The sequence below is a fragment of the Paraburkholderia sp. EG287B genome, assembly GCF_040965595.1.
Classification (GTDB): Bacteria; Pseudomonadota; Gammaproteobacteria; order Burkholderiales; family Burkholderiaceae; genus Paraburkholderia.
On sequence record NZ_JBFRCG010000017.1, the window covers coordinates 1 to 22,457 of the forward strand.

The window sequence follows — 22,457 nt, forward strand, 5'->3', positions numbered from 1 at the left end:
ACCTGTTACTGTTTTCGGTCTCTCTCGAGACCGGTCGCTCACTCAAAGCTGACAGGAATTTGAATTGCTTCAAAAACCTGACTTACTTTAGTGTGAGACTCTTGATACTTTTGCTGCTCCTGATTTCATTCCGAAGAACGACGTCAGGTCGCCACCGCATCAAGCGCCCACACTTATCGGCTGTAAATTTTTAAAGATCGATCGCGAAAGCGCCGTTAAACCATCGAACTACCCGGCGTTTTCTGCGTTGCTGCGTCAGCAGCAGAGAAACGAGATTATGAAGACTGCCCGGCGATCTGTCAACAGGTTTTTTTACTTCGTTCAACCTGCCGCTCAACTTCCAATCACCCGCAGACCCAGTCGCCACAAGGCTTTCGCCCCAGGCTTCCCGTCTCCCCGCGCCTTCATCGAAAGCGCGAAAGACCGGAATTCTAGTCACGCAGATGACATCTTGCAAGCGGTTTTTTGACGGGCTAGCAAAGTCGGACTGAACACGGCACCCCTGCTCCATATAGCAGTCGCCATAGTGCTTCCGGCCGATGCCTTCCGGCCGCGCAGCAACGACGATCCCGCATCGCGCACGGGCCCATCCGGCGTGCTCCTGCTGCCCAATCCGATGGCGCGCACGGAACCGACTAGAATATGGGGTTCTCTGCACCCCAACTCACAGATTTATGCGCTCGCGAATCGCCAAACGCCTTCCTCCTGACGCCGACAAACTCGTCGGCCTCTCGCTCGCCCTGTTCGCCTCGGGCAGCCGCACCGAAGACCGCTTCTGGGAGGCAAAGCTCGACACGCTGCTAGCGAAGGTCGTGCGCAACGGCAATCAGACTACGCTCGACGCCGCGCTCGATCATCTGCAGCAGAATCATCCGGACGCCTATGGCGCGCTCGCCGACATGGCAGAGACGCACAGCGAGTCGTTCATCGTCGAACACGACGGCGCGCAATACGAAGCGCTGCTCGTCGCCGCGCCGGTGCTGGCCTGGACACGCTATGTCATCCCTTCGGGCCCGCTGAAGGCCGATGGCGCCGACGCCCTGCGCACCCATCTTCAGGCCCACGTGCTGGCGAACGGCACGCGCGTCGCGATGGCCCCCTATCTCTATAGCATCGACCAGTTGCCGCGCCACCATGTCGAAACCTGGCGCCTCGCACAACAGCTTACGCAGGCGGCGCTAAGCGGCACGCCGGCGAAAATCAGCTCGGGCGAACTGCCGGAAACGTCGCCGATCCTCGCCGATCCGCGTTTCCTGCTCGCCGTCGTCGCCGCACCCGTTGGCGCCCCGCTCTTCCGCTGGCAGGAAGAGGAGCACGGCTCGCGTATCGAGCGCGGCCAGTGCCTCGAACAATGGGCCACCCAGGGCGGCGCCAACCTTGCCGTCGTCATGCCGGGCTGCGAGTTCGAGTGCCTGCTGCCGGACGCCTACTACTCCGCCTGCCGCGACGCTGACGAGCGCGTGCGCCCGCACACCATCCGCACCGCCGTGCGCTATCTGCTCGACACGATCGGCGCGGGCGCGCAGGACCTGCGTGCCGTCGTCGCCGGCTTCGGCGAGCGCCGTATCGACGAATACCGCATCGGCTTCACGAAGCGCGGCAGCAATGACGTGCTGTATGGCGTGGTCTGGCCGCTCTACGGCCGCGAGAACGGCGACGCCGACATCGACGAAGAACCGACCGAAGAGAGTGTCAGCAGCGGTCCGCTCGAAGAGATCGTTGCGCTGCTGAAGGAATCGGGCATCACCGACATCCGTCGTCACGCCGGCCGCTTCGAGCCGGAATATTGCGATGACTGCGGCGTGCCGCTCTATGCGGATCCGCTCGGCGAGATCGTCCACGCCGAGATGCCAGAAGATGCTGAGCCCGTACAGCCACACTTCCACTAGGACAACGCCCAAATTCCTACCCGGTCCCGCCTGTGTGCGGGACTTTTTTTGCCCTATGTCTTATGCCTTTTGGACAGGCCGCCAGCGCGCAACCTTTTTGTCATCATGGTGCTGTTGGTCTGGTTCACCGCCGCTTAGAAGCGGTGCGCGTTTCACAACATTGCGAGAGGCCGTCAACGAGAGGAGGGCAAATCCATGCGGTTCGTTGTACTCAATCCGGACGCCGAAAGGCGCGAAGGGCTCAAGGCGCTGTTAAGACAAATCGACCGTCGCGCACGCTTCAATGACGCGCCGGACTGGCGCAGCGCCGAGCGCGCGTTGCAACGGTTCACCCCCAACCTCATCGTGATCGACTGGCACGACGGCATCCGCGCCGGCGAACTGCGCCACTTTGTCATGCGGCACCGCAGCCTGCCCGTCGCCGTACTGGTCGACAGCGGCGAGACGCCTACGACCGTGCGCGCGCTCATCAACGAAGGTGCCCGCGGCATCATCCGGCGCACAACGGACTCCCTCCTGATCGTGAAGTTTCTGGAGCTCATCATGCTCGGCGGCGATCATCTGCCGGCCGACGTGCTCGGTCCATGTACGCCATGGCCCCTGCCGCCCCGGCTCAACGCCAAGGCCGCCGCACAGGCCCGCAAGGTGCGGCCGAAGGTCGACCTGTCACCGCGACAGGAGCAGATCCTGCGATGCGTCCATATGGGCAATACCAACAAGATGATCGCGCGAGCGCTCGGCATCAGCGAGGGCACGGTGAAAGTCCATCTGACAAGCATCTTTCAGCAGCTCGGCGCGCCCAATCGCGCGGCGGCCGTCGCGATCTACAACGGCTTGCTCGCGAACCAGCTGCAGGTGCTGCGCGCGCGATGCGAGCGGGCGGCAAAGCCCAGGCACGGCGAGCACGGCCCGGTGCCATTACGCGCACGCGACGGTCTGGCGCATCGCTATCCGTTGCTGTCAGGCGACAGTGCGGAGCCGCTGCCCTTCGCCGCGGAGCCGGTGACGCCTTATGGCGACCCCGCCGCAGCGCAACAGATGCGCCCCGTCGAGGTCGGCGAGGCCAGCGAGGGTGCGGACGAGGAAGCCCTGGTGCTCGCCCGCGCACACGGCTTGCCTTCCAACGAGTAATATGAAGCACATGGGGTTCCTATTTACGCCGCTTCCGCTCTGGGTTGCTATCGGTGCCTGGGTTGTCACCGCGGGGCTGCTCGCGCTCGCGTTATGGAAGAACCCCTTCAAGCGCCTGCAGGACGCGACGCTCCAGCACGTGTGGCTTGCGATCGTCGTCGCAATCTCCGTGCTGTGGGCAAGCAATGCGTGGCTCGAAGACGGCACCGTGCTGCACCTGCTCGGCGCCACGCTCGTGGTCACGCTATTCGACTGGGGACTCGCGCTCGTCGCCATGGGCGTCGTCGTCGGGCTCGCCGCGCTTGTCTTCGACGCCCCGTGGGAAGGCGTCGCCCTCACCTTCCTGATATTCGGCGCCTTCCCTGTCGCGATTTCGGCGCTGCTGCAGCGCGCCTGCACCGCGTGGCTGCCACGCAACCTCTTCATGTTCATCGTCGGCCAGGGTTTCGTGTCGCCAGCCATCGCCGTTTCGGCGGCGGCCTATCTCGCGCTCGGCACCCATGTCGCGCTCAACGGCGGATCGGCGATCACCGTGCCCGCAGGTTATGCATTCAGCGTATTTCTGCTCGCATCGGGCGAGGCCTGGTTCACGGGCATGGCAACGGCGCTGATCGCCGTTTACCGTCCGACCTGGGTCACCACCTACGACGTGCGTCGCTATCGCCTGGGCGGTCCGCGAACCTGAGCGCTACCTCAACGCCGCACCGCCAGCAACGTGACGACGGGCGCGACGACACGTCGCGATCGGCCTTCGGCACACACGCAGCAGCGCTTGCGCCGATTCCATCGCTCAGGCAGAAGAAAATAATTGTTTCCGGATTGAACTCGACCCGGCTGTGCAGCATCTTACGGTGCCTGACGTTTCACCCCTGATCCCAAGCAAGCAGATGGACTGCAACCATGCATCCCGCCGGCTGTTGTTCGTAGCCGGTCAACTGGCGGCGTGCGCCGCGAGCCTCATGCTCATCGCCGCGCCAGCCGCGCAGGCCGATCAACTCGATCAACACAACGATCTCGTCAATCAGTTTGTCACCCAGATGCACGCGGACCCGCTAGTCGCGGACTGCGCGGCGCATGGTGACTTCGTCGCAAGCACGTCGACGGCGCTCGATCACGTCGAGTTTCCACCCAGCTCGTTTGACAGCGCGCACGCGAGCGTGACGCCATGGAACGACTCGTTCGACGAAGGCAAGCAGCGCGTGAAAGTCGATACGATCGTGACGGTCGACGGCATCGGCATTCCCAAAGCAAGCGGCAACTCGCCCTACGACCTGAAGTTTCGCTGCGGCTATGTCGGGCAGCAGATGCTCGCGTTCAGCTGGAACGATCCGGTCCCGCCGGCGCGCGCACGCAGCGAGCGCGGCACGGCGTCGAGCGGCGCCCATGGAAAGGGCAAGCATTCGACCAGGAAGGCCACGGGCAACGGCTCGAAGAAAGCGCCCGCGAGCAAGTCGAGCCACAAGTCGTCGACGAGCAGCACGAAGTCGTCCAGCAAATCGACGACGACGAAATCCACTGCGAAGAAAACGACTTCAAAGAAGAAGACGACGGCTCACTGAACTCGTCAGTACGCTCGATGCAAAAAGGGGGAAACGGCAGGCCGTTTCCCCCTTTTTCTTGATGTCTGTGTGACGAAGGCGCGTGTTACGCGAACGTCTCCACGTGATGCAGGATAGCCTGCAGCATCGCAGCGCCGAGCGCGGCGCTGCGCTCGCCGTTCCAGCCTACGCGTTCGTCGGGCAGATTGGCGTTGTCCTTGAACGGCATCTCGAGCGTGAGCGACAGGCAGCCATAGCGATGACCGATGTACTTCGACGCGAGCTTGAGCGCATCTTCGCGGTAGCGGCTCGCCTCGTAGCCGTGCTGATCCTGGAAGTCGGGGCTCGCCACCTTGAACGCCTCGATGAACGCCTTCTGCTCCGTGCGTTGCTGATCGGTAAAGCCCGGCAGCATTTCCGAGCCCGCCACGAACACATAGGGCAGCGTCTCGTCGCCGTGGATGTCGAAGAACAGATCGACGCCCGTGGCTTCGATCGCATTGCGCACGGCCAGCACTTCGGGGCTGCGCTGCGCGTCCGGCCCCATCCACTCGCGGTTCAGGTTCGCGCCCACTGCGTTGGTGCGCAGATTCCCGTGCACGCTGCCGTCCGGATTCATGTTCGGCACGATATGGAACACGGCGCGGTCGTACAGCTTGCGCGCAACCGGATCGCCCGCCCAGTCGCCCCAACCGGCAAGCCGCTTGACCAACCCTTCGACGAACCACTCGGCCATGCTCTCGCCCGGATGCTGGCGCGCGATGATCCACACCGTCTTCCTGGGCTTGCCGTCAGGCGCGGTGTCGCCCGGCATGCCGAGCGAGAGCAGCGACATGGGCCGGCCTTCCACGCTTTGGCCGAGTTCCGTGAGCGTGGCGTGCGGCAGCTGCTGAAGCGCGCCCAGGAACTCCGAGTGACGCTCTTCGCTATACGGCTCGAAGTACGCGTAGTAGATGCTGTCGAAGTCGGGCGTGTGATCGATGACGAGTTCCTTCCCGTCATACGAGGTCGGCACGCGGAACCAGTTCACGCGGTCGTAGCTCGCCGCGGCCTGGTAGTCGCGCCAGCCCTCGGGAAATGCGCAGGCCGACGCGTTCTCGAACGTCATCACGCAACGCTCGCCGCGCACGCCCGTGAGGCGGAAGTAGAACCATTGCGCGAACTCGGACTGGTTGTCCGGCCGCACGCGCAGACGGATGTCGTCGGCGCGCTCGCACGACAGAACCTCGATCGCGCCCGCATCGAACTGGCTGGTGATGGCAATCGTCATGATGTTTTCCTTCCCGCTTGCTTGTTCACTTACTCGGCGATGCGCCGACGAAATACATAGGTCGAATCGTTCGATGCATCCGCATCGAACGCGTAGCCTTCCACGTCGAACGCCTTGAGCGCCGCGGGCTCGGCCACGCGGTTCTCGACGGCATAACGCGCCATCAACCCGCGCGCGCGCTTCGCGTGGAAGCTGATGATCTTGTAGCGCCCGCCCTTCCAGTCTTCGAATACCGGCGTGATCACAGGCGCGGCGAGCTTCTTCGGCTTCACGGCCTTGAAGTACTCGTTCGATGCGCAGTTCACCACCACGCGCGCGCCCTGCGCCGCTTTCGCGTGGTTGCGCTCGATCTGCGCATTGATCGCGTGCGTGATGCGCTCGCCCCAAAACGCGTACAGATCCTTGCCGCGCGCATTTTCGAAACGCGTGCCCATTTCCAGGCGATAAGGCTGCAGCAGGTCGAGCGGACGCAGCAGGCCATAGAGCCCGGAGAGCACGCGCACATGCTGTTGCGCGAAGTCGAGATCCGCCGACGAGAGCGACTTCGCGTCGAAGCCTTCGTAGACGTCGCCGTTGAACGCGAGCACGGCCTGCTTCGCGTTGGTCTGGCTGAACCGCTTCGACCAGTCGGCATAGCGCTGGAAATTCAGACGCGCGAGCGGGTCGGAAATGCTCATGAGCGAACCGATCTGCTGCGGCGAGAGGCGGCGCAGGCCGGCGATCAGCTCGGCTGCGTCGTCGACGAAATCGGGGATGGTGTGGGCTTCGATGTGCGCCGGCGTGTCATAGTCGAGCGATTTGGCCGGCGACAGAACGATTATCATAGAGGCTTGCAGGCACGATGTGCCGATGTTCAAAGGCGAAAGCCCGATTGTAGCGAATTCACGAATGACCGGCCTCACGCCCCCAACCGCAGCCCCCCTCTCGCCCACCGCCGCTCGCGCGCTCCCTGTGGTTCTCGACTCGAACGTCTGGCTCGATATCCTCGTGTTCGACGACCTGCACACGCGCCCCATTCGCGCGGCGCTCGAGCGCGGCGCGATCCAGGCGCTGATCGACGCGCGCTGCCAGGCTGAGTTGGCTCACGTGCTCGACTATCCGCAGTTCGCGGATCGCGGCGTCGCGAAAGCGGACGCGCTCGCAGCGCTGGTCGGGCTCGTCGAACTGATCGAACTGCCCGAGCTTGCCGCCGACGCGCGGCCCCTGCCCCAATGCCGCGATCGCGACGACCAGAAGTTTCTGGAACTGGCGCGCGCAAGCGGCGCACAGTGGCTCGTCTCGAAGGATCGCGCGGTGCTCAAGCTCGCGAAGCGCGTGGCGCGCGACTTTGGCTTTCGCATCGCGACGCCCGACGCCTTCGTCGCCGAATATGTGCAGAACGCGGCCCAAGCCGCCCAGGCCTGATGCCCTTGCGTCACGGCGCTCGCGCCCGGCCTGAGCACCGCAGCGGCGCCGATTTGCCTACAATCGGATTTTGACCCAACTTTTCCCGTCCCAACGTCCGACTCCCGCCCGCGACATGAACGCACCGCATCCCACGCAGAATTCGCAGGACACCCTGCTCACGCCCTCTTTTCCGTCGCGTCTGCCGAACGTCGGCACGACGATCTTCACCGTGATGAGCGCGCTCGCCGCCGAAAAGGGCGCGGTCAACCTGGGCCAGGGCTTTCCCGACTTCGATTGCGATTCGCGCATCGTCGACGCCGTCGCGCAAGCCATGCGCGAGGGCCACAACCAGTACCCGCCGATGGCAGGCAGCGCCGCGCTGCGCGAAGCGATCGCGGACAAGATCGAGCACGTGTACGGCCGCCGCTACGACACCAATAGCGAGATCACGGTGACGGCCGGCGCCACGCAAGCCCTCCTCACGGCGATTCTCGCGACCGTGCACGCGGGCGACGAAGTGATCGTGGTCGAGCCGACCTACGACAGCTATTTGCCGTCGATCGAACTGGCGGGCGGCAAGCCCGTGTTCGTGACGCTCGAAGCGCCCGACTACGCGATTCCGTTCGACCGCCTCGCCGCGGCCATCACGCCGAAAACGCGCCTCATCCTCATCAACACGCCGCACAACCCGACGGGCACGGTGTGGCGCGCCGAGGACATGCAAAAGCTCGAGGAGATCGTGCGCGGCACCAACGTGCTGATCCTCTCCGACGAGGTCTACGAGCACATGGTCTACGACGGCCAGCCGCACGAAAGCGTGGCGCGCTATCCGGAGCTGGCCGCGCGCAGCTTCATCGTGTCGAGCTTCGGCAAGACCTATCACGTGACGGGCTGGAAGGTCGGCTATGTCGCCGCGCCCGCGCCGCTCACCGCCGAGTTCCGCAAGGTGCACCAGTTCAACGTATTCACCGTGAACACGCCGATGCAGTTCGGCCTGGCGCAGTATCTGCGCGATCCGAAGCCGTATCTGGAACTGCCCGCGTTCTACCAGAAGAAGCGCGACTTCTTCCGCGCCGGCCTCGCCAACACGCGCTTCAAGCTGCTGCCGTGCGAAGGCACCTATTTCCAGTGCGTGGACTATTCGGCGATCAGCGATCTGCCCGAAGCGGAATTCTCGAAGTGGCTCACAGCGGAGATCGGCGTGGCCGCCATTCCGGTGTCGGCGTTCTATCACGAGGCGCACGAATCGGGCGTCGTGCGCTTTTGCTTCGCCAAGCAGGAAAGCACGCTCGCGACCGCGCTCGAGCGGCTCGCGCGGCTCTGACGTCGTGCGCGCGCGATGAATCCGCGAACGGCAGTGCGTTCCCGATCATCGCGCGCCACCACGTGCAAAAACCCGCAACGCTTACGAGTTCGCCTCGATATACGCCTTGCGGTCCGCGTTGACGCGCTGCGCCGTCGGACGTTCACCGATCAGCTTGAGATACGACTTCCAGTCGACGCCCACGTCGACGAGGAAATCGCTGCCGTACACCGCCTGCGTCGCGCGGCCCACGAGCGGCAGGCTCACGAACGCCGCCGCATCGGCCACACCGAACTGCTCGCCCGCCACGTAAGGCGCGAACTTCGCGATCCGCTTGAAGGCCGCCACGTAGCGGCGCAGCCGCTTTTCCATGGTCGCCTTGACCTCGTCGGTCGCCTTGCCGCCGAAGAACGCCTCGCCGTAAAGCTCACGCGCATTCAACTCCAGATGCGTCTCGATGAAGACGATCAGTTCGCGCTCCTTCGCTGCCTGCCACGGATCCGCCGCGAAAATGTGCTTCTCTGGAAAGCGCGCCGCCAGATACTCGACGATCACTTCCGACTCGCACAAGAAGCCCTGCTCCGTTTCGATAAATGGCACCTTGCCGCCCGGCGACTGCGCGAGCAGCGCCTCGTCGAGCGGCAGCTTGTTCGGCACCTCCTCGAATGCGATGCCGTGCTCGAGCAGCAGAAGCTTGACCTTGTTGTAGTAATTCGACAGCGCGAAACCGTGCAGCTTGATCATCCTCGTTGCCTCCTTGAGAGGGGCAGCTTCCTTTTCGGAACTGCCGAACCGTTTTCATAAAATTGTACGACCGTGCTATTCTAGGCCAATCATGGAGCCAGGCTTCCAATGACTTCACATCATTTCAACATTGAGACAATCGGCATCGTCGGCACCGGCGCGATGGGCCGCGGCATCGCCCAGATCGCCGCGCAGGCAGGCCTCGCAGTGCGCCTCTACGACACGAACCCGCAGGCGGTCGCCGCCGCGCGCGATTATCTCGCCGACACCTTCGCGAAACTCGCGGCAAAAGGCAAGCTCGACGAGCCCGCCGCCAACGCCGCGCTCGAGCGCGTGAGCGGTGCGCACACGCTCGATGAACTCGCGGTCTGCGATCTCGTGATCGAGGCGATCGTCGAGAATCTCGAGGCCAAGCGTACGCTCTTTCGCGAACTCGAAACCGTGGTAGGCGAGCGTTGCCTGCTCGTTTCGAACACGTCTTCGCTTTCCATTACCGCCATCGCCGCCGCGTGCAGCGATCCCTCGCGCGTCGCGGGCTATCACTTCTTCAACCCCGTGCCGCTCATGAAGGTGGTCGAAGTGATCGACGGCCTGCGCAGCGATCCCGCCGCCGGCGACGCGCTCATGGCGCTCGCGCGCCGCATGGGCCACACGCCGGTGCGCGCCAAGGACATGCCCGGCTTCATCGTCAATCACGCAGGACGCGGCATGAATACCGAAGGCCTGCGCGTGGCGGGCGAAGGCGTAGCGAGCTTCGTCGAGATCGATCGCATCATGCGCGAACAAGCGGGCTTTCGCCTCGGACCGTTCGAGCTGCTCGACCTCACCGCGCTCGACGTCTCACATCCGGTGATGGAGTCGATCTACCACCAGTTCTATGAAGAGCCGCGCTTCACGCCCTCGCCCATTACGGGCGTGCGGCTCGCGGGCGGGCTCGTTGGCCGCAAGGCCGGTGAAGGCTTCTATCGCTATGTCGACGGCAAGCAGCAGGTGCCCGACGAGCCCGCAGCACCCACTGCGCTGCCCGTGCGCATCTGGATGAGCCGCCGCAACGCCGCCGCGCGTGACGCCGTGCTCGCGCTCGCGGCGAAAGCGGGGGTGCCCGTCGACGAAGGCAATACGCCGGCAGCCGACGCGCTGATCGTCGTCGCGCCGCTCGGCCTCGACGCCACGACCGCCGCGCTCGACGAGCAGCTCGACGCGAGCCGCGTCGTCGCCATCGACTCGCTGTTCCCGCTCGACACGGCGAAGCGCCGCACGCTGATGACGACGCCCGCGACCACGCGCGAAGCCCGCGACGCGGGCCACGCGCTCTTCGCCGCCGACGCTGTGCCCGTTACCGTGATCCGCGATTCGACGGGCTTCGTCGCGCAGCGTATCGTCGCGACGATCGTCAACATCGGTTGCGACATCGCGCAAAAACAAATCGCCACGCCCCGCGACATCGACCTCGCGGTCACGCTGGGCCTGGGCTACCCGCGCGGCCCGCTCGCGCTCGGCGACGCGCTGGGCGCGCGCACGATCCTCGCGATCCTGCGCAACATCCACACCGTGCTCGGCGATCCGCGCTATCGCCCGTCGCCGTGGCTCGCGCGCCGCGCGCAGCTCGGCCTTTCGCTGACACAAACAGACACAGCAGACATCAACGCATCGAACGAGGCACCGCAATGAGCGCCGAACTCCGCAGCACCCGCCCGCAAGGCCACGAATCGACACTCGTCCTCACGCTGTCGAACCCCGGCGCGCGCAACGCGCTGCATCCCGACATGTACGCCGCCGCCGTCGAAGCCTTCGACGCCGCCGAGCGCGACTCGTCGCTGCGCGCGATCGTCCTCACGGGCGCCGACAACTTCTTCTGCGCGGGCGGCAACCTCAACCGGCTGCTCGAAAACCGCGCGAAAGACCCTTCGGTGCAGGCCGCCAGCATCGACATGCTCGCCGCCTGGGTCACCGCGATGCGCCAGTCGAGCAAACCGATCATCGCGGCCGTGGAAGGCGCGGCCGCTGGCGCGGGCTTCTCGCTCGCGCTCGCCGCCGACCTGCTCGTCGCCGCCGACGACGCGAAGTTCGTCATGGCCTATTCGCGCGTAGGTCTGACACCTGACGGCGGCGGCTCGTGGTTCCTCGCGCGCTCGCTGCCGCGCTCGCTCGCGTTCGAGCTGATGGTGGAAGGCAAGCCGGTCGGCGCGGCGCGTCTCGCGGAACTGGGCGTCGTGAACCGGCTCGCGAAGCCGCATACGGCGCTCGATACGGCGCTTGCCTGGGCCGACGAACTCGCGAATATCTCGCCGAATTCGGTCGCGCGCATCAAGGGTTTGACGAACGTCGCGGACGCGCAACCGCTCGAAGCGCAGCTCACTGCGGAGCGCGAAAGTTTCGTCGCGTCGCTGCATCACCGCGACGGCCTCGAAGGCATTACCGCGTTCCTCGAAAAGCGCGCCCCCGTCTACAAGTAAACCGGCTGCAATCCGCACGAGCGACACACCCATGACCGAATATCAGTTGCCCGCGCGCCGGCGCCTCTATGTGATGCGTCACGGCGACGTCACCTACTTCGACGAGACGGGTCGCGCAATCGACCCGGACACCGTGCCGCTCAACGAGAACGGCCGCGCCCAGGCCACCGCCGCCGGCGAAGCGTTCGCGTCGCAGGGAGTGCGTTTCGATCGCGTGATCGTGAGCGGACTGCGCCGCACGGTCGAGACCGCACAGCGCGTGCTCGCGGCAACCGGTCAGTCGATCGGACTCGAGGTGCAGAGCGCGTGGGAAGAGATTCGCGGCGGGCGTCTCGCAGCCATTCCCCCCGCCGAAGTCGAAGATGCCTTCCTGCGCGTGTTCGACGGCATCGTGCCGGAAGACACGCGCTTTCTCGGCGGCGAGACCATCGGCGAGCTGCTCGACCGCGTGCTGCCGCCGCTCGATGCGCTGCGCGCCGACCGCTCGTGGGACTCGGCGCTGCTCGTCCTGCACGGCGGCGTGAACCGCGCGATTCTCTCGCATGCGATCACGGCGGGCGGACGCGCATTCTTCGGCCATCTCGCGCAGGCCACGGGCTGCATCAACGCACTCGATGTCGGCGCCGAACCGCGGGACTGGGTCGTGCGCATGCTCAACTACGCGCCGCCCTCGCCGCTGCACCGCGACACCCGCAACACGACGATGGAGATGCTGTACGCGCAGTACCTGCGCTATAGACCGCGCGGCTGACGCGCGGCGACCCACAGGAGAATCAGGAGAAGGGAGACGCATATGGCGCAAGCCACCCCGGATGGAGACACGCACAACAACGCGCAAACGCGCCCCGACTACTCGGCGTTCGAAGGCACGCGCCCGGTTGCCGAGCGCCAGCGCTTCGACACCCAGGCGCTGAGCGCCTGGCTCACCGCTCACGTGGAAGGCTTCCAGGGCCCCCTCACGATCGAGCAGTTCGCGGGCGGCCAGTCGAACCCGACGTTCAAGCTCGTCACGCCCGGCCGCACCTACGTGATGCGCGCAAAGCCGGGACCCAAGGCGAAGCTGCTGCCGTCTGCGCACGCGATCGAACGCGAATACCGCGTGATGGACGCGCTCGCCGCAACCGAGGTCCCGGTCGCAAAGATGCTCGCGCTCTGCGACGACGAAGCGGTGATCGGCCGCGCGTTCTACGTGATGGAATTCGTCGAGGGGCGCGTGCTCTGGGACCAGTCGCTGCCCGGCATGACGCGCGAGCAACGCGGCGCGATCTACGACGAGATGAACCGTGTGATCGCCGCGCTCCACAACGTGAAGCCCGACGCCGTGGGTCTCGCCGACTACGGCAAGCCAGGCAATTATTTCGCACGCCAGATCGATCGCTGGAGCCGCCAGTATCAGGCCTCGGAAACGGAGCGCATCGACGCCATGCATCACCTGATCGAATGGCTGCCGCAGCACATGCCCGACGATGCGGGCTCGCGCGTGTCGGTCGTGCATGGCGACTATCGCCTCGACAACCTGATCTTTCACCCGAGCGAGCCGCGCGTGCTGGCCGTGCTCGACTGGGAGCTCTCCACGCTCGGCGACCCGCTCGCCGACTTCTCGTATCACTGCATGGCCTGGCACGTCGATCCCGCGCAGTTCCGCGGCATTGCCGGGCTCGACTGGCAGGCGCTCGGCATTCCCGACGAGGCTCAGTACGTCGCGCGCTATTGCGAGCGCACCGGCCTTGAGATTCGCGGCGACTGGAACTTCTATCTTGCGTACAACATGTTCCGGATCGCGGCGATCCTGCAGGGCATCATGAAACGCGTGGTGGACGGCACGGCCGCGAGCGCGCAGGCCGTCGACGCAGGCCGCCGCGCGAGGCCCATGGCGGAGCTCGCCTGGCGCTACGCCCAGAAGGTTCGCTGAAACCCGTTCGGGAACGACTCACTTTTCCCTGTTACTGCATCGCATTGCGAGGTCACCGATGAATTTCGATTACTCCCCGAAAGTGCAGACGCTGCGCGAGAAACTGCTCGCGTTTTTCGACGAACACATCTATCCGAACGAAGCCGTCTTTCATGAGGAAGTCGAGCGCAATCGTGCGAACGGCAACTCGTGGGTGCCGACGCAAATCGTCGAACAGTTGAAAGAGAAGGCGCGCGAAGCGGGCCTGTGGAACCTGTTCCTGCCCGCCTCCGAACGCGGCGCGGGTCTCACGAACCTCGAATACGCGCCGCTGTGCGAAATCATGGGCCGCGTGCACTGGGCGCCTGAGGTGTTCAACTGCAGCGCGCCCGACACCGGCAACATGGAAACCATCGAGCGCTACGGCAGCGAGGCGCACAAGCAGCAATGGCTCGCGCCGCTGCTGGCAGGCCAGATCCGCTCCGCCTTCCTGATGACCGAGCCCGACGTGGCCTCGTCGGACGCGACGAACATCCAGACGCGCATCGAGCGCGACGGCGACGACTACGTGATCAACGGCACGAAGTGGTGGTCGTCGGGCGCGGGCGACCCGCGCTGCGCAATCTACATCCTGATGGGCAAGACCGACCCCGATGCGCCGCGCCATGCTCAACAGTCGATGATCCTCGTGCCCTCGGATACGGCCGGCATCACCGTGCGCCGCCCGCTCACCGTGTTCGGCTACGACGACGCACCGCATGGCCATATGGAGATCACGCTCGAAAACGTGCGCGTGCCCGCGTCGAACATTTTGCTCGGCGAAGGCCGCGGGTTCGAGATCGCGCAAGGGCGGCTCGGGCCGGGCCGCATCCATCACTGCATGCGTCTCATCGGCCTCGCGGAACGTGCGCTCGAGTTCATGGCGAAACGCGCCCTCTCGCGCGTGGCGTTCGGCAAGGCGGTCGCCCAGCAGACCGTCACCCAGGAGCGCATTGCCGAAGCGCGCTGCATGATCGAACAGGCCCGCCTGCTCACGCTCAAGACCGCGTACATGATGGACACCGTCGGCAACAAGGGCGCGCGCGGCGAGATCGCCATGATCAAGGTGGTGGCGCCGAACATGGCCTGCCAGGTGATCGACTGGGCCATGCAGGTGCACGGTGCCGCCGGCGTGAGCGGCGACTTCCCGCTGGCGTACTCGTACGCCTCGGCACGCACGCTGCGCTTCGCCGACGGCCCCGACGAGGTGCACCGCAACGCCATCGCCAAGCTCGAACTCGCTCGCCATATGGACGCGGGCGCGTCATCGCGCGTGGAAATGCCGGTCACGCGCTCGTAGGTCCGCGCGAGTCCACGTAAGTCCACAAGCGCAGCAGGGGCGCTCGTGCGCCCTCTGCGAGCGACGCCGATCTATGCTAATTTGCGCCAGATCGGGCGTCGCGCAAGACTATCCAGACTTTCGCGGCGCCTTCTTTCATGGTGCCAAGGAGCCACGATGATCGACGTCTACAGCTGGGCCACGCCGAACGGTCACAAAGTCCATATCATGCTCGAGGAAACCGGCCTCGAATACCGGGTGCATCCGGTCGATATCGGCGCGGGCGACCAGTTCAAGCCCGAATTCCTCGCCATCAGCCCGAACAACAAGATTCCCGCCATTACCGACTCCGAAGGCCCGCGCCGCGCCGACGGCCAGCCGTTCTCGCTGTTCGAGTCGGGCGCGATCCTGATCTATCTCGCCGCGAAAACCGGCCGCTTCATGCCTGAAGACCTCGCGGCGCGCTACGACGTGCTGCAGTGGGTGATGTTCCAGATGGGCGGCCTCGGCCCCATGCTCGGCCAGGCGCACCACTTCCGCATCTACGCGCCCGAGAAGATCGAGTATGCGGTCAATCGCTACACGAACGAAGCGAAGCGGCTCTACAACGTGATGGAAACGCAGCTGGAAAAGACCGAGTATCTGGCCGGCGACGAGTACACCATCGCGGATATCGCCGCATTCCCGTGGACGCGCTCCTGGCAAAACCAGGGTATCGATCTCGATTCGCTGCCCAACGTGAAGCGCTGGCACGAAACGATCGCGGCGCGGCCGGCGGTCAAGCGCGGCGTGGAAGTGCTCGCCAATGCGCGCAAGCCGCTCATGGATGAGAAGGCGAAGGAGATGCTGTTCGGCGCGACGCAGTACGCCAGGCACTAACTCATTACGCGGATACCCGCGCAAAACCAAAGGGGCGCCCGCCTCGCAGCGGAGCGCCCCTTTTCGTTGAGCACGCAACCAGACTAGAAGTAGTGCCGCGTGATGAACTCGGCCACGCATGCGGGCCGCTCACCGCCTTCGCGCTCGATGCTCACATCCCACACGACCTGCACGCCGCCGCCCTCCACGTCGCTCACTTCTTTCACCGCAATACGTGCGCGCACCTTCGCGCCCACGGGCACCGGCTGCGTGAAGCGCACGCGGTTGAGGCCGTAGTTCACGCCCATGCGCTGGCGCATATGCAGCGTGCCTCCGAGCAGCACGGGAATCAGCGAAAGCGTGAGAAAGCCGTGCGCAATCGGGCCGCCAAACGGCGACTCGCGGCGCGCGCGTTCGGAGTCGATGTGGATCCACTGATGGTCGCCCGTGGCGTCGGCAAAACCGTGCACGTCCGCCTCGCTCACTTCGCGCCAGCCGCTCATGAGCGGCCCCGCGCCGATCAGCGCGCGCAACGCTGCCGCATCGGCAATCTGCATGACATCGCTTTCGCTCACGTTGCGCTCCCCGGATGGCGAAGGCCGAACAGCGCCTTCGAACGCACGGTCACGATCAGTTCGCCGTGCTGGTTGTGCCCTTCCCACTGCGTTTCGACGATGCCGCGATCGGGCTTGCTCGCCGACACGCGCTTGCTCAGGATCGCGTTCGTCATCGTCAGCGTGTCGCCCACGCGCGTGGGCTTGAGCCAGCGGATCTCGTCGACGCCGGGCGAGCCCATCGAGGTCGAGTCCTTGAGAAAGTTGCGCACCAGCATGCCCATCATGACCGAGCAGGTATGCCAGCCGCTCGCAACGAGCCCGCCGAACATCGACGCCTCGCCGCCCGCCTCGCTCATGTGGAACGGCTGCGGATCGAACTGCTCCGCAAAATGCACCACCTCGTCGCGCTTAAACGTGTGCGAACCGATCACATAGCGCTTGCCCACTTCGAGATCTTCGTAACTCACGCCCATCCGTATTCTCCGCCGATGTTGCCCTGTTGTTGCCTGCTGCCGCCACGCCTTACGCTGCCTGCGCGAAACCGGGCAACGATGCGAAGCGTTCGAGATGATGATCGACGTCGCCGAGCGTCGTTTCGACGATCGCGAGACGCTTGAACAGATGCGCGGCCGCCACTTCGTTGGTAACGCCCATGCCGCCGTGCAGCTGCACGGCCTGCTGGCCGATGAAACGCGCCGCCTGCCCCACGCGCACCTTCGCTGCGGAGATCGCGCGGCGCCGCTCTTCCGCCGACTCGCTACTGTAACGCGCGGCGGCGAGGTAAGTCAGCGAGCGGGCCTGCTCGGCGTGGATCAGCATCTCCGCCATGCGATGCTGCAGTGCCTGGAAGCGCGCGATCGGCACACCGAACTGCTGACGCGTCTTCGTGTAGTCGACCGTGGCGTGGTTGAGCGCGTCCATGGCACCCACGGCTTCCGCACAGAGCAGGAACGTGGCGTAATCGGCAATTTTCTCCCACGTCGCCGCGCCGGCGTGCGCATCGCCAAGACGGCGCGCGTGCGCTTCCTTGAAGGTCAGCGTCGCGGCGCGCTGGCCGTCGATCGTGCGGTAATCGCTCACGTCGACACCCTTCGCATCGCGCGCGACGACAAAAAGCGCAACCTCGCCCGCGAAGCGCGCCGGCACGATCCAGTAGTCAGCCTGGGCGCCGTGCTGCACGACCGATTTCGTGCCGGTTAGCGCAAAGCCATCGCCCGTTTCCTTCGCCTGCGTTTCCAGCGAGAACAGGTCGTAGCGCGACTGCGGCTCGTGGAAAGCCGCTGCAAGCTTGATCTCGCCCGAGGCGACGCGTTCGAGCAGCGCCGCATTTTCTGCATTGGCCGCACCGCCCGCGAGCTTGAGCGCCTCGACGCCCACCCCGGTTGCCCAGTACGGCTCGACCACGAGCGCGCGGCCCAGCTCCTGCATGACGACGAGCATGTCGAACGGCGCGCCGTCGAAGCCGCCCTGCTCCGCCGGCACCGGCAGCGCGGTCAGCCCCAGTTCGACGAAGGCGTTCCAGTGCTGGTCCGAAACGCCTGCGGGGGTCTTCACGATCGCCTGGCGTGCTTCGAAGCCGTAGTTCTTGTCGAGATAGCGACGCAGCGCGTCGGCGAGTTGCTGTTGCTCTTCGGTGAAATTGAAGTTCATGGCGCCGCTCCTCAAATCCCCAGAATCATCTGCGAGATGATGTTCTTCTGAATTTCGTTCGACCCGCCGTAGATCGACGTCTTGCGATAGTTGAAGTAGTACGCCGCGAGCGGAGCCGCGTCGTCGTCGCCGCCGGCCGCGTGTTCGTGCTCGCCCTCGAGGAAGGCCGGATCGAACGGCGCCGCAAGCGGGCCGACCGCGTCGACCATCAGCTCGGTCAGCGCCTGCTGGATCTCCGTGCCCTTGATCTTGAGCATCGACGCTTCAGGACCGGGGCCGCGGCCGTTGGACGCGCTCGCGATCACACGCTCGGCAGTCACTTCGAGCGCCATCAGCTCGATTTCGACGGCGGCCACGCGCGCCGCGAACACAGGATCTTCGAGCAGCGGCTTGCCATGCTTCTTCTGCTTGAGCGCGACGCCCTTGAGGAACGCGAGTTCGCGGTTCGACGCGCCCACGCGCGCGATGCCGGTGCGCTCGTGGCCGAGCAGATACTTCGCGTAGGTCCAGCCGCGGTTCTCGTCGCCTACGAGATTGTCGACCGGCACCTTCACGTCTTCAAAAAATACTTCGTTGACCTCATGGTCTTCATCGAGCGTGATGATCGGACGCACGGTGATGCCGGGCGTTTTCATGTCGATGAGGAGGAACGAGATGCCTTCCTGCTTCTTGGCTGCAGGATCGGTACGCACGAGGCAGAACATCATGTCGGCGTACTGGCCGAGCGTGGTCCAGGTCTTCTGGCCGTTCACGACGTAGTGATCGCCTTCACCGCTTTTCACAAGTACGGCGCGCGTGCGCAACGACGCGAGATCGGAGCCTGAGCCCGGTTCGGAGTAGCCCTGGCACCACCAGTCCTCACCGGAGAGGATGCGCGGGAGATAGCGGCGCTTCTGGGCCTCGTTGCCGTACTTCATGAGCACGGGCGCGACCATCGACACGCCGAACGGCAGTACCGGCGGCGCGCCGATGCGGCCGCATTCGGCGTCCCAGATATGGCGCTGCGTTTCGGTCCAGCCCGGGCCGCCCCACTCCGCGGGCCACGCGGGCGCGGACCAGCCCTTTTTGCCTAGCAGTTGGTGCCAGGTGGCAATGTCGTCGCGCGAGAGGCGTTTGTGGTTGAGAACCTTGTCACGCATCGCTTGAGGCAGATTGGCCTCGAGCCAGGCGCGGATTTCGGCGCGAAAAGCGTCATCAGCGGGGGTGTAGTCCAGATCCATGCGCAATGTCTCCTGGCCGCGGCCGGTGCGGGGCGTTGCCCGCGCCGCGGCGAAGACCCGCAAGGCGTTATTGCAGCGGACCCTTCAACGCGGCCGGAACCGGCAGCGGCATCACATCGATGCCTTCTTCGACGAGAGCTTGCGCATCGTCCGCAGAAGCGACTCCACGGATGTTGCGCGACGGCGCTTCGTTGTAGTGAATGCGCCGCGCCTCCTCGGCGAAACGGTCGCCTACGTTCTCCGTCTTCTCGAGGACCTCGCGAATGACACGCATCGCATGCGCCTGCCATTGCGCCGCCTGCTCGTGCGGCGACGCTTTCGGCGTTTCGCTCGCGCCGGACAGGTTCAGCCGGGGCGCGGACGGCAAACGGGTCACATGGGTGGCGCCGCACATCGGACATTCGACCAGCTTGCGGGACAGTTGCGACTCGAAGTCGTCAACCGATGCGAACCAGCCTTCAAACCGATGGCCGTCTGGACACTGTAAATCGAGGACCTTCATGGGGAATCGAGGCTTGCGATGAGTTTAGCGCAAATCGTAAATTTGTGAACGACCGTTCGAAAAAATTCCTGCGGCCAGCCACCGGGGACTTTCCCGGGGGTTCGATTGTAGCGCCGCTCGGGCGGGCGCGCTGAAGCTGCTTCGAGGCGTATCCTGCTGCGGGTGCGTAAAAGCGAAACGGCGGCCACAAGGGCCGCCGTCGATCGGGAATTCGCCGCGCCGCGTAGCGCGTCTCAGCCCTGCTCTGCCTTCGCGAGCGGCCACGCGCCCGACAGCGCCTTTTCGAGCCAGAACGTGCCGACGATCGTCTTCACGTCGGTGATCTTGCCTGTGCGCACCCATTCGAGCAGTTCGGGAACCGTCGCCGTGAAGGTTTCGAGAAACTCGCCGTCGTCGAGCTGCGCCGCGCCTGCGGTCAGCCCGCGTGCGAGGTAAATGTCGATGAACTCGGTCGAGTACGAGATCACGGGATGGATCTGCGCCAGATAGACATACTCGCGCGCCGTATAGCCCGTCTCCTCCTTCAGTTCGCGGATCGCGCACGCTAGCGCGCCCTCCTGCGGATCGAGCTTGCCAGCCGGGAACTCGGTCATCACGCGCGAGAGCGGATAGCGGTACTGGCGCTCCATCAGCACGCGGCCGTCGTCGAACAGCGGGATGACCATCACCGCGCCGGGATGCTGAACGAACTCGCGCGTGGCGTGCTTGCCGTCCGGCAGCGCAACGGTGTCGCGCTTCAGGGTAAGAAAATTGCCTGCGTAGAGCGTCGTGCTTTCCACGCACGTCTCGGCGAGTGCCGGGTCGTGTTGATGATGTTCAGCCATAGTCAGCCTCGTGGGTGCTCAAAAAATCGGGAAGCCGCGGGCGCGCCGCTTGAAGTGGAATCGGCCGAACTGCGGGCCAGACTGCGGGTCGCACAGCGCATGCCGGCCACAGGCCGGCGACGCGCGTCACGCCGGGCGGCGTTTGACGAGATATTGCCAGGTGAAGCCGGGGAACGCGAACACGACAAACAGACTGAAGGTGATCGCGTAAAACTGCCAGCCCTGGTAAAAACGATTGCCGGCGCGCGCCTCCAGCAGGAAGCCGAACGTACCGACCACAAAATACAGCACGATCATTTCAGCGATGCGAATCCACGCACTCTTCTTCGGTGCGCGAAGCGGCACAACGCCGAACAATCGCTGGTTGAGAAACGGCAGGTTGGCGCCCGCGAGCGCCAACAGCACGATGAACCAGCCCGCTGCCGACATCAGAGCGGCAGCGTATGCGTGACAGCCTGCAGGCAGATCGACATCAGCGGGCCAGGAATGATGCCCAGCACGAGCACTGCCACGCCGTTGAGCGTGAGCAGCGCGCGGTTGCATGCGTGGCTCTCGATCGGTGCTTCGTCCTGCGGTGCGTCGAAGTACATCAGCTTGACGATACGCAGGTAGTAGAACGCGCCGAACAGCGACGTGACCACGGCGAGCACGGCAAGCCACGTGAGGCCCGCGTTCATGGTCGCTTCGAGCACGGCGAGCTTCGCGTAGAAGCCGACGGTCGGCGGAATGCCGGCGAGCGAGAACATCATGAGCATCATGACGAACGCGAACACCGGGTTCCGCTGGTTCAGGCCCTTGAAGTCGTCGATCGTCTCCGCTTCGAAATCGCGGCGGGACAGCAGCATGACGATGCCGAACGCGCCGAGCGTCGTGATCAGATAGACGATGCTGTAGAACATGGCCGAGCTGTATGCGCTGGCCGCGCCCGTCGCCTTGTTGTCGACGATGCCGGCGAGCAGGCCGAGCAGCACGAAGCCCATGTTCGAAATGGCCGAGTACGCGAGCATGCGCTTGATGTTGCGCTGGACGATACCCGTGATGTTGCCGACGATCATCGAGAGTGCCGCGAGGATGATCAACATCTCCTGCCAGTCGACGGCCAGCGGCAGCAGGCCCATCACGAGGAAGCGCACGGCCCAGGCGAATGCCGCGACCTTCGGGCCGCCGCCGGTAAGCAGCGTCATGGCCGTAGGCGCGCCTTGATAGACGTCGGGCACCCACATATGGAACGGCACCGCGCCCATCTTGAACGCCACGCCGGCGACGATGAACACCACGCCGAACAGCAGGACGATATCGTTGATATGGCCCGAAGCCACGGCCTTGAACACTTCGTTCAGCTCGAGCGAGCCGGTCGCGCCATACAGCATCGAGATGCCGTAGAGCAGGAAGCCCGAAGCGAGCGCACCCAGCACGTAGTACTTCATGGCCGCTTCGTTCGACTGCGCCGCGTTACGACGCAGTGCGATGACCGCGTAGAGCGAGAGCGACATCAGCTCGAGGCCGAGGTACAGCGTGAGGAAGTTGTTGCCCGAGATCATCGTGAGCTGGCCGAGCAGCGAGAACAGGCCAAGCAGGAAGAACTCGCCCCGGAACATGTCGCGGTCTTCGAGGTACTTGCGCGAGTACACGATCGACACGGCGTAGCCGAGCGTGACCACTGCCTTCATGGCGCTCGCGAACGGATCGACCACGTACATGCGCGTGAAGTAGTAGTACACGTGCGGATCGAACGCGTCCACCGCGAACCAGATACCGGCTATGACCGTGGTCAGCAGCGCGATGAAGTAGGTCGTGCGCCGGCCTTCAGGACCGGTGAACGTGTCGTTGAGCCACGCGACGACAAGGCCGGTCATCACCAGGCCGTCGGGCAGCAGAGCGTACATAGGGGCGTTTGGCATGATCTTTTGTTCCTCCGCT

At 64.8% G+C, this 22,457-nt stretch carries 23 protein-coding genes; 12 read left to right on the plus strand and 11 right to left on the minus strand.

Features of this window, described 5'->3' with window-relative positions; genetic code table 11:
* Nucleotides 1-674: 674 nt before the first annotated feature.
* From AB4Y40_RS29170 to AB4Y40_RS29185, 4 genes are all read left to right on the plus strand, one after another.
* A complete protein-coding gene (locus AB4Y40_RS29170; RefSeq protein WP_321929780.1) occupies nt 675-1,889 on the plus strand; it encodes a DUF2863 family protein in 1,215 nt (404 codons plus the stop codon).
* A 195-nt stretch (nt 1,890-2,084) separates the two neighbouring features.
* On the plus strand, nt 2,085-3,020 hold the full coding sequence (locus AB4Y40_RS29175) for a LuxR C-terminal-related transcriptional regulator (protein ID WP_368690821.1): 936 nt from the start codon (nt 2,085-2,087) through the stop codon (nt 3,018-3,020).
* 10 nt (nt 3,021-3,030) lie between these two features.
* The gene (locus AB4Y40_RS29180; protein WP_342921069.1) at nt 3,031-3,705 is read left to right on the plus strand and encodes an energy-coupling factor ABC transporter permease; all 675 of its coding nucleotides are present in this window, start codon (nt 3,031-3,033) and stop codon (nt 3,703-3,705) included.
* A gap of 202 nt (nt 3,706-3,907) precedes the next feature.
* Nucleotides 3,908-4,579, plus strand: coding sequence for a hypothetical protein (locus AB4Y40_RS29185; RefSeq protein WP_368690822.1), 672 nt, complete (start codon nt 3,908-3,910; stop codon nt 4,577-4,579).
* An 85-nt stretch (nt 4,580-4,664) separates the two neighbouring features.
* On the opposite strand, the gene AB4Y40_RS29190 is transcribed toward AB4Y40_RS29185, so the two are convergent.
* Both AB4Y40_RS29190 and yaaA read right to left on the minus strand, forming a co-directional pair.
* The gene (locus AB4Y40_RS29190) at nt 4,665-5,828 is read right to left on the minus strand and encodes a M14-type cytosolic carboxypeptidase (RefSeq protein ID WP_368690823.1); all 1,164 of its coding nucleotides are present in this window, start codon (nt 5,826-5,828) and stop codon (nt 4,665-4,667) included.
* Nucleotides 5,829-5,857: 29 nt separating this feature from the next.
* Complete coding sequence (gene yaaA, locus AB4Y40_RS29195; RefSeq protein WP_368690824.1) at nt 5,858-6,652, minus strand: peroxide stress protein YaaA; 795 nt, start codon at nt 6,650-6,652, stop codon at nt 5,858-5,860.
* A 64-nt stretch (nt 6,653-6,716) separates the two neighbouring features.
* Between yaaA and AB4Y40_RS29200 the strand changes: the two genes are divergently transcribed.
* Both AB4Y40_RS29200 and AB4Y40_RS29205 read left to right on the plus strand, forming a co-directional pair.
* Nucleotides 6,717-7,232 (plus strand): putative toxin-antitoxin system toxin component, PIN family, encoded by a 516-nt coding sequence (locus tag AB4Y40_RS29200; protein ID WP_368690825.1) that lies wholly within the window; start codon nt 6,717-6,719, stop codon nt 7,230-7,232.
* Between the two features lie 115 nt (nt 7,233-7,347).
* Nucleotides 7,348-8,538 (plus strand): pyridoxal phosphate-dependent aminotransferase, encoded by a 1,191-nt coding sequence (locus tag AB4Y40_RS29205; RefSeq protein ID WP_368690826.1) that lies wholly within the window; start codon nt 7,348-7,350, stop codon nt 8,536-8,538.
* A gap of 81 nt (nt 8,539-8,619) precedes the next feature.
* On the opposite strand, the gene AB4Y40_RS29210 is transcribed toward AB4Y40_RS29205, so the two are convergent.
* Nucleotides 8,620-9,261, minus strand: a complete 642-nt coding sequence (locus tag AB4Y40_RS29210) for a glutathione S-transferase (protein WP_368690827.1) — start codon at nt 9,259-9,261, stop codon at nt 8,620-8,622.
* Between the two features lie 108 nt (nt 9,262-9,369).
* Here AB4Y40_RS29210 and AB4Y40_RS29215 point away from each other — a divergent pair, with 108 nt between their 5' ends.
* The 6 genes from AB4Y40_RS29215 to AB4Y40_RS29240 all read left to right on the plus strand — a co-directional run bounded on the left by AB4Y40_RS29215 (nt 9,370) and on the right by AB4Y40_RS29240 (nt 15,805).
* On the plus strand, nt 9,370-10,932 hold the full coding sequence (locus AB4Y40_RS29215; protein ID WP_368690828.1) for a 3-hydroxyacyl-CoA dehydrogenase: 1,563 nt from the start codon (nt 9,370-9,372) through the stop codon (nt 10,930-10,932).
* Nucleotides 10,929-11,717, plus strand: coding sequence for an oxepin-CoA hydrolase, alternative type (locus AB4Y40_RS29220; protein ID WP_368690829.1), 789 nt, complete (start codon nt 10,929-10,931; stop codon nt 11,715-11,717). Before AB4Y40_RS29215 ends, AB4Y40_RS29220 begins: the two co-directional genes overlap by 4 nt.
* 31 nt (nt 11,718-11,748) lie before the next feature.
* Nucleotides 11,749-12,468 carry a histidine phosphatase family protein gene (locus tag AB4Y40_RS29225; RefSeq protein ID WP_368690830.1) on the plus strand — a complete coding sequence of 240 codons (720 nt, stop codon included), beginning with the start codon at nt 11,749-11,751 and terminating at the stop codon, nt 12,466-12,468.
* A 42-nt stretch (nt 12,469-12,510) separates the two neighbouring features.
* Nucleotides 12,511-13,629, plus strand: a complete 1,119-nt coding sequence (locus AB4Y40_RS29230) for a phosphotransferase (RefSeq protein ID WP_368690831.1) — start codon at nt 12,511-12,513, stop codon at nt 13,627-13,629.
* 58 nt (nt 13,630-13,687) lie between these two features.
* Nucleotides 13,688-14,947, plus strand: a complete 1,260-nt coding sequence (locus AB4Y40_RS29235) for an acyl-CoA dehydrogenase (protein WP_368690832.1) — start codon at nt 13,688-13,690, stop codon at nt 14,945-14,947.
* Between the two features lie 156 nt (nt 14,948-15,103).
* Entirely contained in the window at nt 15,104-15,805 is a 702-nt protein-coding gene (locus tag AB4Y40_RS29240; protein WP_069265265.1) for a glutathione binding-like protein, read from the plus strand.
* A gap of 83 nt (nt 15,806-15,888) precedes the next feature.
* Here AB4Y40_RS29240 and AB4Y40_RS29245 read toward each other — a convergent pair whose 3' ends face one another.
* The 8 genes from AB4Y40_RS29245 to nuoN all read right to left on the minus strand — a co-directional run bounded on the left by AB4Y40_RS29245 (nt 15,889) and on the right by nuoN (nt 22,438).
* Nucleotides 15,889-16,341 carry a MaoC family dehydratase gene (locus tag AB4Y40_RS29245; protein ID WP_368690984.1) on the minus strand — a complete coding sequence of 151 codons (453 nt, stop codon included), beginning with the start codon at nt 16,339-16,341 and terminating at the stop codon, nt 15,889-15,891.
* Nucleotides 16,342-16,355: 14 nt separating this feature from the next.
* Nucleotides 16,356-16,814: a MaoC family dehydratase gene (locus tag AB4Y40_RS29250; RefSeq protein ID WP_028205661.1), complete on the minus strand. Its 459-nt coding sequence runs from the start codon at nt 16,812-16,814 to the stop codon at nt 16,356-16,358.
* Between the two features lie 49 nt (nt 16,815-16,863).
* Entirely contained in the window at nt 16,864-17,991 is a 1,128-nt protein-coding gene (locus tag AB4Y40_RS29255; protein WP_368690833.1) for an acyl-CoA dehydrogenase family protein, read from the minus strand.
* A gap of 11 nt (nt 17,992-18,002) precedes the next feature.
* Nucleotides 18,003-19,211, minus strand: a complete 1,209-nt coding sequence (locus AB4Y40_RS29260) for an acyl-CoA dehydrogenase family protein (RefSeq protein ID WP_368690834.1) — start codon at nt 19,209-19,211, stop codon at nt 18,003-18,005.
* Nucleotides 19,212-19,278: 67 nt separating this feature from the next.
* Entirely contained in the window at nt 19,279-19,713 is a 435-nt protein-coding gene (locus AB4Y40_RS29265; RefSeq protein ID WP_028205664.1) for a DUF1178 family protein, read from the minus strand.
* A 233-nt stretch (nt 19,714-19,946) separates the two neighbouring features.
* Entirely contained in the window at nt 19,947-20,537 is a 591-nt protein-coding gene (locus AB4Y40_RS29270; protein WP_028205665.1) for an NUDIX domain-containing protein, read from the minus strand.
* Nucleotides 20,538-20,663: 126 nt separating this feature from the next.
* Nucleotides 20,664-20,966, minus strand: a complete 303-nt coding sequence (locus tag AB4Y40_RS29275; protein WP_368690835.1) for a DUF2818 family protein — start codon at nt 20,964-20,966, stop codon at nt 20,664-20,666.
* Complete coding sequence (gene nuoN, locus AB4Y40_RS29280; protein WP_368690836.1) at nt 20,966-22,438, minus strand: NADH-quinone oxidoreductase subunit NuoN; 1,473 nt, start codon at nt 22,436-22,438, stop codon at nt 20,966-20,968. Before nuoN ends, AB4Y40_RS29275 begins: the two co-directional genes overlap by 1 nt.
* Nucleotides 22,439-22,457 lie beyond the last annotated feature (19 nt).

Excerpts from the sequence above, each read along its gene's own strand:
- AB4Y40_RS29170 (WP_321929780.1), top strand. The coding sequence starts at position 675 with ATGCGCTCGCGAATCGCCAAACGCCTTCCTCCTGACGCCGACAAACTC.
- AB4Y40_RS29175 (WP_368690821.1), top strand. The coding sequence starts at position 2,085 with ATGCGGTTCGTTGTACTCAATCCGGACGCCGAAAGGCGCGAAGGGCTC.
- AB4Y40_RS29180 (WP_342921069.1), top strand. The coding sequence starts at position 3,031 with ATGGGGTTCCTATTTACGCCGCTTCCGCTCTGGGTTGCTATCGGTGCC.
- AB4Y40_RS29185 (WP_368690822.1), top strand. The coding sequence starts at position 3,908 with ATGGACTGCAACCATGCATCCCGCCGGCTGTTGTTCGTAGCCGGTCAA.
- AB4Y40_RS29190 (WP_368690823.1), bottom strand. The coding sequence starts at position 5,828 with ATGACGATTGCCATCACCAGCCAGTTCGATGCGGGCGCGATCGAGGTT.
- yaaA (WP_368690824.1), bottom strand. The coding sequence starts at position 6,652 with ATGATAATCGTTCTGTCGCCGGCCAAATCGCTCGACTATGACACGCCG.
- AB4Y40_RS29200 (WP_368690825.1), top strand. The coding sequence starts at position 6,717 with ATGACCGGCCTCACGCCCCCAACCGCAGCCCCCCTCTCGCCCACCGCC.
- AB4Y40_RS29205 (WP_368690826.1), top strand. The coding sequence starts at position 7,348 with ATGAACGCACCGCATCCCACGCAGAATTCGCAGGACACCCTGCTCACG.
- AB4Y40_RS29210 (WP_368690827.1), bottom strand. The coding sequence starts at position 9,261 with ATGATCAAGCTGCACGGTTTCGCGCTGTCGAATTACTACAACAAGGTC.
- AB4Y40_RS29215 (WP_368690828.1), top strand. The coding sequence starts at position 9,370 with ATGACTTCACATCATTTCAACATTGAGACAATCGGCATCGTCGGCACC.
- AB4Y40_RS29220 (WP_368690829.1), top strand. The coding sequence starts at position 10,929 with ATGAGCGCCGAACTCCGCAGCACCCGCCCGCAAGGCCACGAATCGACA.
- AB4Y40_RS29225 (WP_368690830.1), top strand. The coding sequence starts at position 11,749 with ATGACCGAATATCAGTTGCCCGCGCGCCGGCGCCTCTATGTGATGCGT.
- AB4Y40_RS29230 (WP_368690831.1), top strand. The coding sequence starts at position 12,511 with ATGGCGCAAGCCACCCCGGATGGAGACACGCACAACAACGCGCAAACG.
- AB4Y40_RS29235 (WP_368690832.1), top strand. The coding sequence starts at position 13,688 with ATGAATTTCGATTACTCCCCGAAAGTGCAGACGCTGCGCGAGAAACTG.
- AB4Y40_RS29240 (WP_069265265.1), top strand. The coding sequence starts at position 15,104 with ATGATCGACGTCTACAGCTGGGCCACGCCGAACGGTCACAAAGTCCAT.
- AB4Y40_RS29245 (WP_368690984.1), bottom strand. The coding sequence starts at position 16,341 with ATGCAGATTGCCGATGCGGCAGCGTTGCGCGCGCTGATCGGCGCGGGG.
- AB4Y40_RS29250 (WP_028205661.1), bottom strand. The coding sequence starts at position 16,814 with ATGGGCGTGAGTTACGAAGATCTCGAAGTGGGCAAGCGCTATGTGATC.
- AB4Y40_RS29255 (WP_368690833.1), bottom strand. The coding sequence starts at position 17,991 with ATGAACTTCAATTTCACCGAAGAGCAACAGCAACTCGCCGACGCGCTG.
- AB4Y40_RS29260 (WP_368690834.1), bottom strand. The coding sequence starts at position 19,211 with ATGGATCTGGACTACACCCCCGCTGATGACGCTTTTCGCGCCGAAATC.
- AB4Y40_RS29265 (WP_028205664.1), bottom strand. The coding sequence starts at position 19,713 with ATGAAGGTCCTCGATTTACAGTGTCCAGACGGCCATCGGTTTGAAGGC.
- AB4Y40_RS29270 (WP_028205665.1), bottom strand. The coding sequence starts at position 20,537 with ATGGCTGAACATCATCAACACGACCCGGCACTCGCCGAGACGTGCGTG.
- AB4Y40_RS29275 (WP_368690835.1), bottom strand. The coding sequence starts at position 20,966 with ATGTCGGCAGCGGGCTGGTTCATCGTGCTGTTGGCGCTCGCGGGCGCC.
- nuoN (WP_368690836.1), bottom strand. The coding sequence starts at position 22,438 with ATGCCAAACGCCCCTATGTACGCTCTGCTGCCCGACGGCCTGGTGATG.